Origin of the sequence: Legionella sp., from assembly GCF_049790535.1 — a bacterium.
Classification (GTDB): domain Bacteria; phylum Pseudomonadota; class Gammaproteobacteria; order Legionellales; family Legionellaceae; genus Legionella.
On the sequence record NZ_JBAQZB010000064.1, the window covers coordinates 32,629 to 50,039 of the forward strand.

Here is a 17,411-nt window from a genome sequence, read left to right on the forward strand (position 1 = left end):
GTACTATTTTTGAAGTTTAAATTCTCGCAGACTAAGTAGCAGTTGGTTTTTTGCTATTTTGAGGCAATAGAACTTATTTTGCATTACGCTGGGTTTACTTTTCCAGGATTTAAACAGGATTATCACTATCAATAAACAGATGATCTAATTTAAAATAAGAAGCAAGATATTCACCTAATGCCTTAATGCCATAGCGCTCAGTAGCATGATGTCCACATGAATAATAATGAATACCCAGCTCTTTAGCTTGATAATAAGTACGTTCCGAAACTTCACCACTCAAATAAGCATCAACACCCAAGCGATTTGCCTCTTCAATGAAATCTTGAGCCCCACCGCTGCACCAGGCAATACGAGTGATGGTTTTACTAGTGCCTTCAATAAATAAAGGAGCACGGTTTAGTTTTTTACTTAAAAATCTGAAAAATTCAGAATGAGTCATGGCTTTCGATAATTGACCAGACCAAAGCAAATTATCAGTACTACCTGCGCGATGCATCTGTACTGTATCAAGCTCAAATAGTTTCGCTAGGCAGGCATTATTTCCAAGTTCAGGATGACAATCCAGAGGTAAATGATAAGCAAATAAATTAATATCGTGGCGCAAAAGTTTATGAAGACGCTGGCGTTTCATACCTGTAATAACTGGCGCCTCACCACGCCAAAAATAGCCGTGATGCACAAGCAAAGTATCTGCTTGCCAAGAAATTGCTTGTGTAATCACTTCAGCAGAAGCCGTCACTGCAGTACAAATACGTTTTATTTGTTCTTTACCCTCAACCTGCATGCCATTAGGTGCATAATCATTATAACGATCACAATTTAACAGTTGATGCAAATATAAAGAAAGTTCTTTTTGCGTAGTCACCGGTCAGAAACTCGTTTAATATCAGCGCCTAATAACGAAAGTTTTTCTTCAATACGTTCATATCCACGATCAACATGGTAAATACGCTCCACCGTTGTTTCACCTTCAGCAACAAGACCTGCTAAAATCAGACTTGCTGAAGCACGCAAATCAGTTGCCATCACTGGAGCACCCATTAATTTTTCAACCCCAGTAATGATTGCTGTATTTCCATTCAGTTGAATTTGCGCTCCCATACGTTGTAATTCCTGCACATGCATAAAACGATTTTCAAAAATTGTTTCCACAATTGTTGAACAACCATCCGCTACTGAATTCATTGCCATAAACTGAGCTTGCATGTCTGTTGCAAAAGCAGGATAGGGAGCCGTAGAAATATTCACTGCCTGAGGACGTTTATTATGCATATTGAGACTTACCCAATCTTCTCCGATGGTTAATTCTGCGCCTGCCTCTTCAAATTTACACAATTGTGATAATAAGGTATCAGGACGCACTCGTTTTACTGTCACGTGACCACGAGTAAGCGCACCTGCTGCCAGATAAGTACCTGCCTCAATACGATCAGACATTACAGAATACGTACCACCGGATAAAGCCTCAACCCCTTCAACTTCAATAATTGATGTTCCAGCACCCGAAATTTTTGCACCCATGTGAATGAGGAAATTAGCTAAATCTACTACTTCAGGCTCCCGTGCTGCATTTTTTATGATGGTTGTACCCTCCGCAAGCACAGCAGCCATTAAAATGTTCTCAGTACCAGTAACCGTCACTGTATCAAACATGATGCGCTTACCCTGTAAACGTCCACGTTTGCAACGTGCGTTGATATAACCATTTTTAACGTTAATCTCCGCGCCCATAGCTTTTAATGCTTTTAAATGTAAATCAACAGGACGCGTACCAATAGCACAACCGCCGGGTAATGATACGTCAGCTTTACCAAAACGTGCTAACATTGGTCCTAATACCAAAATAGAAGCGCGCATTGTTTTAACCAGATCGTAGGGTGCAACAAATTCATTCACTTGACAGGCATCAACCTGAACATTCATTTTTTCATCAACAATTAGATGAGCCCCCAACTGACCCAATAATTCCATCATGGTAGTAATATCTTTAAGATGGGGAACATTAGAAATCGTTACATGATCACTTGCAAGTAAACTGGCAGCCATAATAGGTAAAGCTGCGTTTTTCGCACCTGAAATAACTACTTCACCATGTAATGCCTTACCGCCATTAATTAATAATTTATCCATGCTCTCTTCCCCACTCTTCTTTTGTCCACGTTTTCATGCTGATTGCATGAAGCATTCCCGTGGTAATAAATTCTTTAAGTTGTGCATAAACCCACTGTTGGCGAGCTACTTTAGATTTATTTAAAAACGTATCACTGACTACAGTTAACTGATATTGATAACCATCTCCATCCACTTTAACGAAAAACACTTCGTTATTGGATCTAAGTTTTTGTTCTACTTCTTCATTACTTAACATTAAAATTAGCTCACAAGTTAAAAAAAATACAATTTTCTGCACACCATCATATAAATACTTCTGCACCTTATGATCGAATCTATATGAGGTCTGTTAACAATTTATTTCTTGAAACCATCTGTCCCTGGAACTTTCTGCAAGATCTTGAGAATTTAAATAGTATTCTCATTAATAAATTGCAGCATCCTAAATTGTCAACAGCCTCTAAACCATCTCCAAAATATTTTTCACACCACAAAAATCCGCCAAAGATTGAGTCTCTAAGGGCATATCAACAATTTTGAACGTCTTATTATTATTTTTGCATCGCTTTCTGGCTTCGATAAGCAAAGCTATCCCAGCGCTATCACAGTGCGTGACATCGCTTAAATCGAGAGTGAAGTGGTCACTTGTCTCATCCTGTAAAGCTCTATAAAGCCGTGCTTGCACTTCAACAATTGTTTTGAATGTAAGTTCAGCCCCTGGCTTAAAATGAACTGTTTTCATTTTAAGAAACCTTTTTAATTTGTTTTTGTTGCATTTTCTTAATCACTTCATCAATAGTGGAGTTTTGCAATACTTGTGCAAATTGCGACCTAAAACTTTGCAATAAGCTGACACCCTCAACACTAATATCATAAATTTTCCATTGACCATTTTTGTCTACTAGGCTGTAAGTCAATGTGATGTTTTGACCTTCAGAACGAACAATCATGCTGTTCACACGCATAAAACGAGAATTTAATGAATCTCTTACAGGTAAAAATTGAATCGTCTCATTAGAATATTGAGCTAAAGGACTGGAGTAAGTACGTATAATTAAACGGGTAAAGGCTTCAGAAAATTGAGCTCTTTGTGCTGCAGACGCTTTATTCCAAACTTCTCTTCCTAAAACCGAACGAGACATACCAGCAACATCAACAATCGGCAACAAATATTTTTCTACTGCATTATAAATAATATTGGGATTATTTTTCAGATTGGATTTATTTTCTTTCAGTGTTGAAATAATCTCATTTGCCTTTTGCTCTAACATAGGTACAGGTGAGCTTTGAGCCATAATCATTGGAGATAAAATCACACTGACCGCCAATAAAATTGTTTTTAATATTCTCATGTCCTACCTTATTTTTTAATATTAAATAATAATTGACCAATTAAATTTTCAAGAATAATTGCTTCTTGAGTTTTAGCAATCACATCCCCATTTTGTAAATAAGGATGATCTTTGTTGTTTTCGTCATCAAAACCCGGAACGATACTCACATAATTAGACCCAAGCAAACCTTGAGTCAAAATACGTGCTGAAGAGTCTTCATAAGGTATTTTTTTATCACTTTGCAAACGCATCGTAACTTTGGCATTCAACTGACCAGGTTGCAACTCAATATGACTTACTTCACCAATTTTAACGCCAGCTATTGTTACCGGAGCCCGTACTTTTAAAGCGCCAATATCCGTAAAATCTGCCGTAACATTATAGCTTTTATGAGACATAAAATCAGATAGATTACTCACCTTCATTGCCAAAACCAGCAAAGCCAATAAACCCAGCAACATAAAGAGGCCTACGCTCACATCCAGATAACGTTGCTTACTCATTTACCAATCTCCAATCATCATTGCAGTCAATAAAAAATCAAGTCCTAACACAGCAAGCGAAGAATAAACTACTGTTTTAGTTGTTGCTTGACTAATCCCTTCCGCAGTAGGCAAACATTCAAAACCCTGGAATACTGCTATCCAGGTCACAATAAAAGCAAAAACTAGACTTTTGATGATACCACTCAGTATGTCGATGCGAAAATTTACGGCGGCTTGCATGTTAGACCAAAAGCTACCCGCATCAACTCCTAACCAATGCACACCAATAAAATAACCACTTAGAATAGCCGTAGCTGAAAAAATTATTGACAGCACGGGTAAGGTAATAAATCCAGCCATAAAACGGGGATAAATAACTCGACCTAAAGGATCTACACCCATCATATCCATACTGGATAATTGTTCTGTGGTTTTCATTAGGCCAATTTCAGCTGTTAGTGCAGAGCCCGCACGTCCAGCAAATAATAACGCACTAATTACAGGTCCTAGTTCTCTAGAAACACTTAAAGCCAATAACTGACCCAATTGGCTGGAAGCACCGAATTTTTGCAATGTATTATGACCTTGCAATCCCACAACCATACCAATAAATAAAGCAGAAACCACAATAATTAAACAGGACAAAACGCCAACGAAATGGATCTGGTAACATAATAAGGGCCAGAGCCGCTTAAAATTAGGCCTCCTAAATAACATACACAATAAAAATAATCCTGAACTACCCCAATCATGTAAAATACGACTACCACGGCTCCCAAAACGCATGATTAACTCAAGCATCTAACAACTCCTCTGTATAGGCCCGGGCTGGATAATGAAAAGGCACAACGCCATCTGCTTCCCCATGCATAAACTGTCTGACTTGTGGTTCTGATGAATGAATTAGCGCCTCAGGGGTACCCTGCCCTATAATTTTTCCGGATGAAATGAGATAAATGTAATCTGCAATAGAACATGTTTCCTCAACATCGTGGGACACAATAATTGTTGTCGTATGTAATAACTGATTTAAACGTTTAATCAATCGAACTAAAACACCAAGAGAAATCGGATCTTGTCCAGTAAATGGTTCATCGTACATCATTAATTCAGGATCAAGCGCTATAGTACGCGCCAAAGCAACGCGTCGTGCCATACCACCGGAAAGTTGTGCGGGCATTAAGGCCGCCGCACCACGCAATCCCACTGCCTCAAGCTTCATTACTACAATATCTCTTATCATGGATTCATTTAATTGAGTATGCTCATGTAATGGGAAAGCAACATTCTCAAACACCGAAAGATGGGTAAATAAGGCAGAACTTTGGAACAATAGCCCCATATTGCGTCTTGCTTCATACACTGCTTTTCGTGGTAATTGATGTATATTTTGCCCATTAACCTGTATGATACCACTATCTGGTGTTAATTGGGCACCAATCAATTGCAGTAACGTTGTTTTTCCAGAACCACTAGGTCCCATAATGGCAGTAATTTTACCCTGCTTCACGAGCATATTAATGTCATTGAAAATACGGCGATTCTCGCGAGCAAAGATTAGATTATTTATTTCTACCCAAGTCTCAGACATGCTCTAATTTCCAATGATGACCTAAAGTATAAGTATATACCGGTTCCTAAAAAAAAAGAGGATTTAAGCTCTATTTTAATCTAAAAAAATTGCCTTTCTTGATTCATCTGCAATTTTTTTTACTAGTGTACAATAATAGCTCATAATTTCACTCACTTTTGAAACGAGGAATCATTGTGTTAGAATGAAAAACACACAAAAAACAAAAAATAACTTATGAATTTTTGTACCCTTGGACTTGCTGTTATCGAAACTGAAGCACAGGCTGTCTTTGAATTAACTCAACGTATTGATGCCCGATTTGAAAAAGCCTGTGAATTATTGCTCGCGTGCAAAGGACGTATTGTCGTATCCGGAATGGGTAAATCTGGACATATTGCCAACAAAATAGCTGCGACCTTATCGAGTACAGGTAGTCCTGCATTCTTCATGCATCCAGGTGAAGCCAGTCATGGCGACTTAGGGATGATCACTCGCCAAGATACAGTAATCGGCATTTCACATTCAGGCAATACTACTGAATTAGTTACTTTGCTCCCCGTATTAAAACGTTTAGAGATTCCTCTCATTACTTTAACTGGAAATAAAGAATCTATTTTAGCTCGTGCTGCAGACGTTAATTTGGATGTTAGTATAAAACAAGAAGCTTGCCCACTCGGCCTTGCGCCAACAACCAGTACTACTGTTTCTTTAGTAATGGGAGATGCATTGGCAATTGCTCTACTGCAGGCGAGAGGATTTAGCGAAGAAGACTTTGCTTTATCACATCCAGGCGGTTCTTTGGGCAAAAGACTTTTGCTGCGCATTGACGAACTATATCATCAAGAAAACGAGTTGCCACTAATTAACGAAAACGCTACGATTAGCGAGGCACTAATTGAAGTCACTGCTAAAAAACTGGGGATGACCTGTGTTGTTGATTATAAAGGCTATCTAGTTGGTGTTTATACTGATGGAGACATTCGTCGTACATTAACACGTCAATGTGATATTAATACAACGCCACTTAAAGAGGTTATAACACGTAATGCGCGAACAATTCGTCCAGGAATGCTTGCTGCGGAGGCTTTAGCCATAATGCAAAAATACAGTATCACATCATTGATTGTTACCAATGATGATAATTGTCCTCTTGCAGTACTTCATCTTCATGATTTATTAAAAGCAGGGGTATTTTAAATGAGTGAAATCATATCCTTAGCAAAAAAAGTAAGCTGCCTCATCTGTGATATGGATGGTGTGTTAACTGATGGTCTATTATATATAGATAATCATTTTAATGAACTGAAAACTTTTCATATTCATGATGGTGTAGGCTTAAAATTACTCATGACTGCAGGAATTGAGATAGCAGTTATTACCGGTTCTTTTAATCCCGTGGTTGATCACCGAATGCAACAATTAGGCATTAAATATTACTATAAAGATCAATTGGATAAAAATGATATGTATCAGCAATTGAAAAAAAAGCTAAATCTGGAAGATGAACAATTCGCTTATATTGGAGATGACTTACCTGACATACCCATTATGCAGCAAGTAGGATTAAGTGTTGCCGTGGCAAATGCGGTACATCAGGTCAAAGAAATTGCTACCTGGCAAACAGAACGTTCTGGTGGTCGTGGGGCGGTAAGAGAATTATGTGACCTTATTCTCTACGCGCAGAATAAAATGGATTTGGCAGTAATGGGCTACCTAAAACAATGAATGCCGCAAAGCAAATTATTTGGCTTTTTTTCATGTTAATTACCTTAGCCTGCTCAGGTTGGTACTACACACATTCATCGCTCATTAAACGTCTTGATCGTGAGACTTTAAACAACTCAGTTGAAACAACAGTTTCTAATTTAAAAGTACACCAATTCAATACTGAAGGTACATTAGTTAATTTATTAACCACCCCAATCATGCAGCATATTCAAAACGGTGACGTTTACCTTTTTCAAAACCCACATATTTTAGTAAGTCAGGAGGAACAACCACCATGGGATATCCACTCTAACAGCGGCAAATCTTTTGAAGGCGGTAAGCGAATCCTTTTTTCTGGTAATGTCATCGTACATCAAAAACAAGGAAGCAAAACGCATGAAAGTACATTAAAAACAGAAGAAGTTACCTATTTTCCTAAAGAAAAAAAAGCAAGTACCGATCTTTTAGTAACCTATGAGCAACCAGGCAATATCATCCAATCTCAGGGCATGAATGCTTATCTAGATGAAAAAAGAGTGGAGTTGCTCCATCAAGCTCGAGGAAGATATGTTCCACAAAATGGTTAATTACCTCCTCCTAACTGTTTTTTTTCTTACATACCATTCTTCAGTCTATGCGCTAGCCACGGATAAAGAACAAGTGATGCAGGTGATGGCAGACTCCGCAGATTTGAGGCAACATGAACATAAGGGTGCCTATACGGGAAATTTTGAACTCATCCAAGGTACAACGAATTTGCGTGCAGATACTGCAATTACTCAAGGAGATGAAAAAAATCAACTTGTTTTGGCCATAGCCAATGGCAGCAAAGACAAACAAGCACATTATTGGACGTTAAATGAACCCAATAAGCCTATTGTCCATGCTTATGCAGATACCATAAAGTATTATCCTGTACGTCATGTGATTGAATTAATTGGTAATGCTCGCGTAGAACAAGGTAATAATTCATTCAGCGCAGCTAAAATAATTTATGACACCATTAAGCAACACGTACTGTCTCAAGGTAATGGAAAACAAAGAATAACGATAATCTATCATCCTGAGAAGAAATAAATATGAGTTTATTAGACATAATCGAGCCTGCGGAGACAAACATTAGTAAAAAATTTCATCCAAGCAATTCATCATCTCCTGTTGTTGGGAGTGAAAAGGATAAGCAAAAAGGTTGTCTGGAAGCGCGAAATCTAAAAAAATCCTTTAAATCACGTACAGTAGTGGATGGGATTAGCATTCAGATTAAAAAAAGTGAATGTGTGGGTTTACTAGGGCCTAATGGTGCCGGTAAAACCACTTGTTTTTACATGATTGTCGGTTTGCAATCCTGTGATGAAGGACAGATTATTCTGGATGGACACAATATCACACTTAGTGCTATGCACCAACGTGCACGTAGAGGAATTAGCTATCTTCCTCAGGAAGCTTCTGTTTTTCGTAAGCTCACTGTTGCTGAAAATATTATGGCCATTTTGGAACTTCGTACTGATTTAAATGAACAGGGTAGGCAAGAGAAGCTCGATTTATTATTGCAGGAATTTCATATCACACATATTAGTAATAGCTTAGGTATGGCCTTATCTGGGGGTGAACGACGACGAGTTGAAATCGCTAGAGCGTTGGCTATTGAACCCTCATTTATTCTCTTAGATGAACCCTTTGCTGGAGTAGACCCTATATCAGTAATTGATATTAAAAAAATTATTCAGCATCTATGCAATAAAGGAATTGGTGTTTTAATCACCGATCACAATGTCCGCGAGACATTAGATATCTGTGAGCGGGCATATATAGTGAGCCAGGGAAAAATATTGTGTGAAGGAACACCTCAGGTAATACTTGCGAATCAGCAAGTGAGAACTGTGTATTTAGGTGAAGACTTTACGTTGTAAAAGTATCTGTTCAGGGAAAGATCTTAACTCTTGGAGAAAGATCAGGCTGGATGGTTACATAAAAAATATGGTGTGATCCGGACATGCTACTTATTATTGATAATTACGATTCATTTACTTACAACTTAGTACAATATTTTCAATGCTTAAAACAGGAAGTAGCTGTTTATGCGCATGATCAAATCAGCCTACCGCAAATTAAAAAACTCGCCCCAGACTATCTGGTTATTTCCCCAGGACCTAAAGCGCCAGACGATGCCGGCATTTCCATAGCTGTCATTAATGAATTTTATCAAGATATTCCCATCCTAGGTATTTGTCTTGGACATCAATGCATAGCTCAAGCATTCGGGGGTCAAATTATCTCAGCCCCAGAAATTATGCATGGCAAAACCTCGCTGATTCAACACAACCAGCAACGTATATTTCAAAAAATTCCCAATCAGTTTCAGGCAACTCGTTACCATTCCCTCGCAGTTGAAAAATCCAGTCTACCTGAGTGTTTTTCCATAGATGCCTGGGTAGGAGATACAATTATGGCAATTTCACATCGTCACTACCCGGTTTTTGGTCTCCAATTTCATCCAGAAGCCATTTTGACGCAATATGGCCATCAATTATTAGCAAATTTTTTAAGATAATCTCAGCTCGGTATAAGAAACTTTTAATTTATTAAATTACCGTTAAAATATTGCAAAATCATCACACTAATATTATTGTTTTATCCTTTAAAAGGAATTTAATTATTAAACAGTCTCATTTTAAGCAAGGGTATTTAAGTTTTATTTTAGGGATTAGCTTAATAAACCCGATTCTGGCCACTCAAACTACCGACTTCAAATCAATTTCTTCTACACTCATTTCCGAACAGTTGTTAAAAAATTTATTGATGATAAATCATTCGCAGAGAATATTTATTCTAAATCAGGTTCCGGTACATCAACCGGCTCAGGCTCTGGAGTAACAGGATAATCAGGTTCGTATGGCTTTGGATTAGATGGATACTCATTAGGGATTTCAGGAAACTCGTTTGGAGATGGCATTTCATTGTCATTTTTCAAAATAACCTCCTATTTTTGTACAAGCCACATAAATTATAGCAAAATTAAGTTCGATATAAAGTATAATAATCTTGGAAAATGTAATCGCCTCTTTGTAGAAATTGTTGTCACAAGTAGCAACCGAAGCAGCACATTCTAAAAGTTTTCTAGGCTCAATTTAATTCTGGAGATAAAAATCAAATGAAAGTAGCGGTAATAACCGGAGCTGCAAATGGGATTGGGCTGGCGTTAAGCCAAGTTCATTTACAACGCGGTAACACTGTAGTCATGGTTGATAAAGATAAAACCAAGCTAAATCAGGAAATTGAGCAGTTAAACACTGAATTTCCAGAAAATGTTTTAGCAATTTGCTGTGATGTCGCCAATAAAAATGAAGTAGCTCAACTAGCACAACAAACAAAAAACAAATTAGGACGGGTGGATTGGATCTATAATAATGCAGGAATTATTGGTCCATTAGATCCTATCTGGGAGTTAGATCCTGAAGATGTAAAACATGTAATGAATGTGAATTTGCATGGCATGATTCACATTATTCAATCCTTTATGCCTCTTTTATTTGAGCAAAATTTAAAGTCACATATTATCAATATAGCCAGTTTATATGCATTATGTGCCAGCTCACAAACTGCCTCCTATTCCATATCCAAGCATGCAGTGCTTGCGTTATCAGAATCATTATATTTCGATTTAACCCGTTTAAACAAACCCGTAGGTGTTTCCATTGCGTTTCCGTCATTTACGGATACTGGGTTATTATCAAACAATGCAGAAGGAAATTCATCATTTCACCGCGCATTACAAGCACTTTTATCACACTCACGACCCGCCTTAGACACAGCAAAAAACATCGTGCATGATGTGGAACAAAAAAAGTTTTATATTTTTCCGGATAAAGAAGTTAAAGGCTATTGTGAAGAGCGGACCCAAGCGCTTTTATTACAAGAACATCCGTATGTTACTAATATTGAAAAATTGATGAGTACTTTAATAAAACGGCAGGAGTCTAAGACATCTTTTTAAGTGTTTCAATTAAGCAAGTGATAAAGTGGTGGAGCGTAATTCAGGTACCAAACTTTTTAATAAAATAAATAACTCTCCATTCTGATACTCAGTACAAGCTGTATTTAGTAAGTACATGGTTTGCGATAAGTCATCCCAATTCAATTCACGAAATTTAGCTTTAAAAAGCTTTTTGTGCTCTGTTGATTCTAATTGTTCCGACTCATAGAATAATTCCTCAAATAGTTTTTCTCCAGGGCGTAACCCAGTATATTCAATCAGAATGTCTTTGCCTGGCTCTTTCCCTGCCAAACGAATCATTTGTTCTGCTAAATAATTAATTTTAACGGGTTCACCCATATCTAAGACAAAAATTTCACCACCCGAACCATTCACCATCGCTTGTAAAATTAACTGACATGCTTCAGGAATCGTCATAAAAAAACGCTGCATTTCAGGATGTGTTACTGTGATCGGCCCACCGCTTTTTAATTGTTTTTGAAATAAAGGGACAACACTACCTGCTGAACCCAAAACATTTCCAAAACGAACCGTAATAAATTGTGTTTTCACACGACGATCTAAATTTTGGCAATAAATTTCAGCAACTCGTTTGGTGGTGCCCATGATATTAGTGGGGTTCACTGCTTTATCAGAGGAAATTAAAATGAATTTTTCTACCCCGGAAGCCACACTAGCTTTTGCTATAACCTGTGTACCAAGTACATTATTTAATACCGCGACCCGCACTTGATCCTGCAGTAAAGGAACATGTTTATAAGCTGCAGCATGAAAAACAATTTCCGGTGAAAAATCAGCGAATAAACGGCTGATAGCAACTTTATCAGTGATGCTGACCAGATTAAGCTGCATTGGAATATCAGGGAATTTTTCACTCAACTCCTGATCAATTTGATACAAATTAAATTCACTATTTTCTACGATAGCTAAACTGGCAGGTCTAATTGCCATAATTTGTCGACATAATTCTGAGCCAATAGAACCACCGCCTCCGGTAACTAATACACGTTTACCAGCAATACCTGCAGTTAATTTATCCCATTGCAAATTAACTTCATCTCGCCCCAATAAATCTTCTATATTTACGGGTCTTAAGGCATTTACTTCAACCTGCCCAGAGGCTAAGGCGGAAAGGCTAGGTAAGGTTCTAAAAAGAACGTTACTTTTCTCACAATAAGTTACTATCCGCCGCATGGCAGCAGAACGTGCTGATGGAATTGCAATGAAAATTAAATCAATTGAATATTCGCGGACACGTTCGGAAATTTGATCGATAGTACCTAGAACAGGGACTCCGTGCACGTCCAAACCACGTTTACTCTTATTATCATCGACAAAACCCACGGGTTGATAATAATTACTACGCTTTAAATCACGAACTAATCCCTCTCCTGCCAAACCTGCCCCAACAATAAGCACTCGCTTAATTTCTTTTGTCTCATAACCTCGTGCACGCCGATCCCAATAAATACGCACCATTAAGCGTCCTGAACACAGAAAGATAGTTAAAATCATGCAATACAATGGAAGAATACTTCGTGGTAAATGATGAAGTATGGAGGATAAATAAAAAACAGGAATAACTAGCATCATAGCGCTAAGAGAAGCTTTTATAATACGCAATACATCGTTTAAGGAAGAAAAACGCCACAATCCCCGATACGTTTTAAAATAATAATAACATACTGTCTGAATAGCAATTAATAAAGATAATGCCATAAAGGAAGGAGTAGAGGTTAACATTTTAGGAAATGGTTGCATGTTATAACGCAACCAATACGCAGCATACCATGCTATAGAAATCACAGTAACATCGTACAAAAGCACAGGTAATTTTAAGAAGAATTTTCTCATAAATAATGTTAGTTTCTGCATCGTAAATATAAGACGTTCAATTTATCTATTAAGATAATATACCATGTCAGTCTTTATAACACTAAGAATCATTAGTTAAATTCAAGTATGATAATTTATTTAACATTTATGTTAATCATTCAACATTCGAATATATAATTCATAACGATATGTTGAATCAGAAGCGTTACCCACAAAAGCGTGTTGGAATTTATAATCCTTCTGTTTATCAAGCATTTTTTTCAAACACTTATCTGCAGGTGTATAGTGGATCCGTTTCCCCTTGATTAAAGAAGTTAAAATAATTACAGCTGGTTTTTCATACAAGAGTTCCTGACAAAATTGTTGATAACGTTGCTTTGCATTGTAATGTGCCATAGACACATTATTCAGACAATATGAATCAATAAAGTTTAAATCGCTGTGATAAGGTATCATTCCGCTATCAGCTAATACAATAACATCTCCAGGCGCAGTATAAGTTTTTAACCAACTCAGTACTTTTCCACGCAATTCCTCACCCTTAACTGGATTTTCACTGAAATAACGATAATCTGCTAAAGTCATTCCTGGAATAAAGAAAAAAACCGTCCAGAAAAAGAAAAAATAAAAAAAGAATTCTCCAATACTTCTATTTTGCAAAAACCAAAATACGATGGTATCTATGCCCTGAAGTACCAGAGGAAGAAGTAAAATAAAGGCCGGCAAAAAAAGTCGATTATCAAAAGCAACTACTGGATCAGAATCTGCAAGCATCAATAAATAGACAAGGCTAGGTAACCATAAAAAATAGTGACGTTTATCCTGAGCTTTCAGACAAGCTGGTAAAGCAAGAAGCGCGAAAGGCCATATCAATTTAAGATAAGCACGATCCAAAGAAAAGGTAAAGACTTGAGCAATCCCCTTACAATACACTGAATTAGGAAATAAATAACCAAAATAAAAGAAACGCCAGACAAAATATGGTATATAAAAAATCATTAACATCAGGCAAGAAAGAAAAACACCATTCCAATAATAACTTAATTCCGTTTTAGGTCTGTCAAAATAGATAAGAATCAATAATAGGAGCATTAAGACTGGTGCTTCAGGGCGTGTCATCCCAGCCAATGCCAGCAATAATCCAGTCAAAATAAATGAACTAGGTTTCGGTTTTCCACGATTATGCGGAAATAATTGATAGCCCATCCCACGTAAACAAAAATACACCGAACCACTAATTAGCGCCTCATATACCGCTGTTTCTAATCCACTAGCGGTCCAAATAATTTGTCCTTTATAAAACAAGAGAGCCAGACAAGGGAGAAGAGATTTTCTTTGGGGAAACCAAAAACGGGTAATCAAATAAATAAAACAACAGGTAAAAAATAAGCCGAACACCCCTACGATTTTTAAAAAAATTACCGGATTACCATTGAATAATAAAATTAACATGCCTAAAACAACAAAACTAAAATTGGAGTATCCTTCTACGGAAGGAGCATGTACATTCCAGAGCAGACCATTGCCACTGGCCCAATTTTTGGCATACCGTAAGGAAATATACATATCATCAATTGTAAATGGCCAAATCGCCAATATTTGTAAAACAAATAAATAAATAAAAAGAAAAATAAAAAAACAGTCATACCATCGTAATTTAAGTTTCACTGTGTTAAAGCCATAAAGGTTAAAACAACAAAACACCAAAGATTGATTCGCGACAAGCGATCACTTAAAAAAACAATAACCGGATCATCATTATCAATATCCTGAGTTACAAGCCATCCAAAGCGCCACAAGGCAATGGCTGCAAAAGGAACGGTCAGCATAAAATAAAAGGATTCATTGCGAGCATAAATTATATACAGAATGTAGGTAACAAACGTGGCAATTCCAATACCAATAATCAACGCACGCAATAGTGCAGGATGATATTTTCTAAGAACCTGGCGTGTTGAATGTTTTAATCCTAATCGCATCTCCAATCTGCGCTTGTTTAAAGCAATAAATAAGCTCAATAAAGTCGCGGCTAAAGTAAGCCAAGTTGAAATAGGCAATCCAATACCTACTGTTCCTGCTAAAATTCGTAACATAAACCCCAGAGCAATACACACGACATCACAAATAGGAATGAGTTTTAAAACATGGTTGTATGCTATATTAACAATCAAATAAGTGCAGAGTATCAGTGTTAATTTTTTTGAAATAAACCAACTTAAAATGAGACCCATAATCAACAATAAAAACAATATACATATCGCTTCAGCTATAGAAATTTTTTCACTCGCTAAAGGTCTATATTGTTTATGTGGGTGCAAACTGTCTTCGGTTTTGTCTTCGATATCGTTATAAATATACACTGCGCTGGAAATTAAACAAAATGCAAGAGATGCCAATAATGCAGGCACAAAATATCCTGGGACCGGTGAATAACAAAATCCTAACAGTACAAAAACTGCTTTAGCCCAATGAGGTACACGAAGAAGCATAAACAAATGTTTAAGCCGCTGCATGAAACTTACCTTTATCATCTCATCTGTCAATTCAATCACCTTTTTTACACACGCAGCATCATCATAGATTCAACTGCTTTTCCAGGTTACATTTTAAAGTATCACACTCCTGAAAAAAAGCATCATCTCAGAGTATTAATTGCTAAATAAAACCAATATGTGTATCCAATATAAGTTTTTTCTTATCCGTTTGCTTTATTCATTTTTAGGTAAACAATCGAGCATCATGGCCCACATGTATTTATCTAAGGCCCATAGAGCACGTTGAAAAGGACTCAGATCTAAAAAGTGCGGCCTGAGTAATCAGTAACACGGTCTTTTTTGCATAGCAAATAGGTATTTTCTTCTAACAGGGCTTTGGCGGCTTCCTGCTCGCCACGAACTAAATGGCGTAGCAGTTTTCGGACATCGAGAATGGGCTGAAATAATTGGTAATTGTCTTTTGAACTTCGTTGTAAAGCCCTTACATCTTTTGACGATAAATTCTTCGCTATTTCCTTCTTTAGTTCTTGAGACAGCTGCTCATAGTGTTCAAACTTATGAGAATGAAATGATTGGTACAATTTTCTAAAAAAACCATTACATTCTCCAGTTTTTAAGAAATAACTTTAGGTACCTCGAAATAAATTTTATTATTACACAAAACGATCACTTATTAAGGACGGTTATCCAACTCTTTACGTTGGCTTGGCATAAAATCGTTTTTATTCAGTCCCATAGCCACAGCTAAAGCTCCCGCTACATAGATTGAAGAATAAGTACCAATAACTATTCCAATAATCAATGCTAAAGAAAAACCATAAATAGCTTCACCACCATAAATGAAAAGGGCAACCACCACAAATAGAGTCAGCAATGACGTCATAATTGTTCTAGACAATGTCTGGTTGATGGAAATATTCATTATTTCTACAGGTGTACCACGACGAATTTTAATAAAATTCTCACGAACTCTATCAAAGACCACAATCGTATCGTTCAATGAATAACCGATAACCGCTAACAAACCTGCCAATGCCTTTAAATCAAACTCAATACCAAAAATAGCAAAAATGCCTAAAATTAATATAGGGTCATGAATTAGTGCTACAGCAGAACTTACGGCTAGCCTGTATTCAAAGCGCATGGCGATATAAATCATTGTTGCTAGTAAGGAAACGAGAACTGCTAAAGCCCCTTTTGTCGCTAGTTCTTTACCTACTTGCGGTCCCACAAAGTCAACACGTTGTTTCACCGCACCCGGCAAAGCATTCATGACTTGATCAATCACATGAGTTTGATCCGTATTTTGTCTCGGTGCAATACTGACTAATACATCTTTAGAAGTACCATAGCTCACTACCTGAGCTTCTTTAAAACCAGCATTACTGAGGCTTTCCCTAATCGCGGCTAAATCAGCAGCTTGCGGGTAAGACACTTCAACTTGTGTACCACCGGTAAAATCAAGCCCCCATTTCAGTCCATGTATAAGAAGAGCACCAATCGAAACGACAAAAATTAACATGGAGAATAAGGCTGTCCAACGACGAGCCCCCATAAAGTCCACTTTTGAATTTGGATTAAAAAATTCCATCTGAGCCTCGTCTTAAATACCAATAGATAATTTTTTTACAGTACGGCCACCATAATACCAATTTACAAGAGCACGAGTATAAGTAATACCCGTTAACATAGAAGTTAATAACCCCAAAGACAAAGTTACCGCAAATCCACGCACAGGTCCTGTGCCCACTGCAAAAAGAATGATTGCCACAATTAACGTAGTAACGTTCGCATCGAGAATGGTAGAGAATGCACGTTCATAACCAGCATAAATTGCGGCTTGAGGCGATAATCCATTACGTAATTCTTCCC

21 protein-coding genes are annotated in these 17,411 nt (G+C 37.2%); 7 read left to right on the forward strand and 14 right to left on the reverse strand.

The features are described 5' to 3' along the window. Positions 1-109: 109 nt before the first annotated feature. From WA877_RS03575 to WA877_RS03610, 8 genes are all read right to left on the reverse strand, one after another. Positions 110-868, reverse strand: coding sequence for a Nif3-like dinuclear metal center hexameric protein (locus tag WA877_RS03575; protein WP_425169556.1), 759 nt, complete (start codon positions 866-868; stop codon positions 110-112). Then, positions 865-2,133, reverse strand: coding sequence for a UDP-N-acetylglucosamine 1-carboxyvinyltransferase (gene murA / locus WA877_RS03580; protein ID WP_425169557.1), 1,269 nt, complete (start codon positions 2,131-2,133; stop codon positions 865-867). The genes WA877_RS03575 and murA overlap by 4 nt, the downstream gene beginning before the upstream one ends. Continuing rightward, on the reverse strand, positions 2,126-2,371 hold the full coding sequence (locus WA877_RS03585; protein ID WP_425169558.1) for a BolA family protein: 246 nt from the start codon (positions 2,369-2,371) through the stop codon (positions 2,126-2,128). Before WA877_RS03585 ends, murA begins: the two co-directional genes overlap by 8 nt. Positions 2,372-2,575: 204 nt before the next feature. Continuing rightward, positions 2,576-2,857 carry an STAS domain-containing protein gene (locus WA877_RS03590; RefSeq protein WP_425169559.1) on the reverse strand — a complete coding sequence of 94 codons (282 nt, stop codon included), beginning with the start codon at positions 2,855-2,857 and terminating at the stop codon, positions 2,576-2,578. A 1-nt stretch (position 2,858) separates the two neighbouring features. Further along, positions 2,859-3,467 (reverse strand): MlaC/ttg2D family ABC transporter substrate-binding protein, encoded by a 609-nt coding sequence (locus tag WA877_RS03595; RefSeq protein ID WP_425169560.1) that lies wholly within the window; start codon positions 3,465-3,467, stop codon positions 2,859-2,861. A gap of 8 nt (positions 3,468-3,475) precedes the next feature. Next, entirely contained in the window at positions 3,476-3,952 is a 477-nt protein-coding gene (gene mlaD, locus WA877_RS03600) for an outer membrane lipid asymmetry maintenance protein MlaD (protein ID WP_425169561.1), read from the reverse strand. Further along, entirely contained in the window at positions 3,953-4,735 is a 783-nt protein-coding gene (gene mlaE, locus WA877_RS03605) for a lipid asymmetry maintenance ABC transporter permease subunit MlaE (RefSeq protein WP_425169562.1), read from the reverse strand. It abuts the gene before it with no gap. Continuing rightward, entirely contained in the window at positions 4,728-5,525 is a 798-nt protein-coding gene (locus WA877_RS03610) for an ATP-binding cassette domain-containing protein (RefSeq protein WP_425169563.1), read from the reverse strand. Before WA877_RS03610 ends, mlaE begins: the two co-directional genes overlap by 8 nt. A gap of 216 nt (positions 5,526-5,741) precedes the next feature. Here WA877_RS03610 and WA877_RS03615 point away from each other — a divergent pair, with 216 nt between their 5' ends. The 6 genes from WA877_RS03615 (at position 5,742) to WA877_RS03640 (ending at position 9,765) form a co-directional block, all read left to right on the forward strand. Further along, a complete protein-coding gene (locus WA877_RS03615; RefSeq protein ID WP_425169564.1) occupies positions 5,742-6,704 on the forward strand; it encodes a KpsF/GutQ family sugar-phosphate isomerase in 963 nt (320 codons plus the stop codon). Continuing rightward, a complete protein-coding gene (locus WA877_RS03620; RefSeq protein ID WP_425169565.1) occupies positions 6,705-7,232 on the forward strand; it encodes a KdsC family phosphatase in 528 nt (175 codons plus the stop codon). It abuts the gene before it with no gap. Then, a complete protein-coding gene (gene lptC / locus WA877_RS03625) occupies positions 7,229-7,801 on the forward strand; it encodes an LPS export ABC transporter periplasmic protein LptC (RefSeq protein WP_425169566.1) in 573 nt (190 codons plus the stop codon). Before WA877_RS03620 ends, lptC begins: the two co-directional genes overlap by 4 nt. Further along, positions 7,782-8,291 (forward strand): lipopolysaccharide transport periplasmic protein LptA, encoded by a 510-nt coding sequence (lptA, locus tag WA877_RS03630; RefSeq protein ID WP_425169567.1) that lies wholly within the window; start codon positions 7,782-7,784, stop codon positions 8,289-8,291. Before lptC ends, lptA begins: the two co-directional genes overlap by 20 nt. A 2-nt stretch (positions 8,292-8,293) precedes the next feature. Further along, positions 8,294-9,124: an LPS export ABC transporter ATP-binding protein gene (lptB, locus tag WA877_RS03635; protein ID WP_425169568.1), complete on the forward strand. Its 831-nt coding sequence runs from the start codon at positions 8,294-8,296 to the stop codon at positions 9,122-9,124. An 83-nt stretch (positions 9,125-9,207) separates the two neighbouring features. Next, on the forward strand, positions 9,208-9,765 hold the full coding sequence (locus WA877_RS03640; RefSeq protein ID WP_425169569.1) for an anthranilate synthase component II: 558 nt from the start codon (positions 9,208-9,210) through the stop codon (positions 9,763-9,765). Between the two features lie 273 nt (positions 9,766-10,038). Here WA877_RS03640 and WA877_RS03645 read toward each other — a convergent pair whose 3' ends face one another. Beyond that, positions 10,039-10,185, reverse strand: a complete 147-nt coding sequence (locus tag WA877_RS03645) for a hypothetical protein (RefSeq protein WP_425169570.1) — start codon at positions 10,183-10,185, stop codon at positions 10,039-10,041. 180 nt (positions 10,186-10,365) lie between these two features. Here WA877_RS03645 and WA877_RS03650 point away from each other — a divergent pair, with 180 nt between their 5' ends. Further along, positions 10,366-11,208: an SDR family NAD(P)-dependent oxidoreductase gene (locus WA877_RS03650; RefSeq protein WP_425169571.1), complete on the forward strand. Its 843-nt coding sequence runs from the start codon at positions 10,366-10,368 to the stop codon at positions 11,206-11,208. Between the two features lie 9 nt (positions 11,209-11,217). Here WA877_RS03650 and WA877_RS03655 read toward each other — a convergent pair whose 3' ends face one another. From WA877_RS03655 to WA877_RS03675, 5 genes are all read right to left on the reverse strand, one after another. Continuing rightward, positions 11,218-13,083 carry a polysaccharide biosynthesis protein gene (locus WA877_RS03655; RefSeq protein WP_425169572.1) on the reverse strand — a complete coding sequence of 622 codons (1,866 nt, stop codon included), beginning with the start codon at positions 13,081-13,083 and terminating at the stop codon, positions 11,218-11,220. Between the two features lie 111 nt (positions 13,084-13,194). Beyond that, the gene (locus WA877_RS03660) at positions 13,195-14,712 is read right to left on the reverse strand and encodes a protein LphB (RefSeq protein ID WP_425169573.1); all 1,518 of its coding nucleotides are present in this window, start codon (positions 14,710-14,712) and stop codon (positions 13,195-13,197) included. Next, positions 14,709-15,557, reverse strand: coding sequence for a decaprenyl-phosphate phosphoribosyltransferase (locus WA877_RS03665; RefSeq protein WP_425169574.1), 849 nt, complete (start codon positions 15,555-15,557; stop codon positions 14,709-14,711). Before WA877_RS03665 ends, WA877_RS03660 begins: the two co-directional genes overlap by 4 nt. Before the next feature lie 655 nt (positions 15,558-16,212). Continuing rightward, positions 16,213-17,130, reverse strand: a complete 918-nt coding sequence (secF, locus tag WA877_RS03670) for a protein translocase subunit SecF (protein WP_425169575.1) — start codon at positions 17,128-17,130, stop codon at positions 16,213-16,215. Between the two features lie 12 nt (positions 17,131-17,142). Further along, positions 17,143-17,411, reverse strand: a 269-nt coding sequence (locus tag WA877_RS03675; protein ID WP_425169576.1) for an MMPL family transporter, incomplete at its 5' end; no start/stop codon positions are given.

Bases quoted from the DNA above. Each gene is read 5' to 3' on its own strand.
- murA (WP_425169557.1), bottom strand. From the start codon at position 2,133: ATGGATAAATTATTAATTAATGGCGGTAAGGCATTACATGGTGAAGTA.
- WA877_RS03585 (WP_425169558.1), bottom strand. From the start codon at position 2,371: ATGTTAAGTAATGAAGAAGTAGAACAAAAACTTAGATCCAATAACGAA.
- WA877_RS03590 (WP_425169559.1), bottom strand. From the start codon at position 2,857: ATGAAAACAGTTCATTTTAAGCCAGGGGCTGAACTTACATTCAAAACA.
- WA877_RS03595 (WP_425169560.1), bottom strand. From the start codon at position 3,467: ATGAGAATATTAAAAACAATTTTATTGGCGGTCAGTGTGATTTTATCT.
- mlaD (WP_425169561.1), bottom strand. From the start codon at position 3,952: ATGAGTAAGCAACGTTATCTGGATGTGAGCGTAGGCCTCTTTATGTTG.
- mlaE (WP_425169562.1), bottom strand. From the start codon at position 4,735: ATGCTTGAGTTAATCATGCGTTTTGGGAGCCGTGGTAGTCGTATTTTA.
- WA877_RS03610 (WP_425169563.1), bottom strand. From the start codon at position 5,525: ATGTCTGAGACTTGGGTAGAAATAAATAATCTAATCTTTGCTCGCGAG.
- WA877_RS03615 (WP_425169564.1), top strand. From the start codon at position 5,742: ATGAATTTTTGTACCCTTGGACTTGCTGTTATCGAAACTGAAGCACAG.
- WA877_RS03620 (WP_425169565.1), top strand. From the start codon at position 6,705: ATGAGTGAAATCATATCCTTAGCAAAAAAAGTAAGCTGCCTCATCTGT.
- lptC (WP_425169566.1), top strand. From the start codon at position 7,229: ATGAATGCCGCAAAGCAAATTATTTGGCTTTTTTTCATGTTAATTACC.
- lptA (WP_425169567.1), top strand. From the start codon at position 7,782: ATGTTCCACAAAATGGTTAATTACCTCCTCCTAACTGTTTTTTTTCTT.
- lptB (WP_425169568.1), top strand. From the start codon at position 8,294: ATGAGTTTATTAGACATAATCGAGCCTGCGGAGACAAACATTAGTAAA.
- WA877_RS03640 (WP_425169569.1), top strand. From the start codon at position 9,208: ATGCTACTTATTATTGATAATTACGATTCATTTACTTACAACTTAGTA.
- WA877_RS03650 (WP_425169571.1), top strand. From the start codon at position 10,366: ATGAAAGTAGCGGTAATAACCGGAGCTGCAAATGGGATTGGGCTGGCG.
- WA877_RS03655 (WP_425169572.1), bottom strand. From the start codon at position 13,083: ATGCAGAAACTAACATTATTTATGAGAAAATTCTTCTTAAAATTACCT.
- WA877_RS03665 (WP_425169574.1), bottom strand. From the start codon at position 15,557: ATGCAGCGGCTTAAACATTTGTTTATGCTTCTTCGTGTACCTCATTGG.
- secF (WP_425169575.1), bottom strand. From the start codon at position 17,130: ATGGAATTTTTTAATCCAAATTCAAAAGTGGACTTTATGGGGGCTCGT.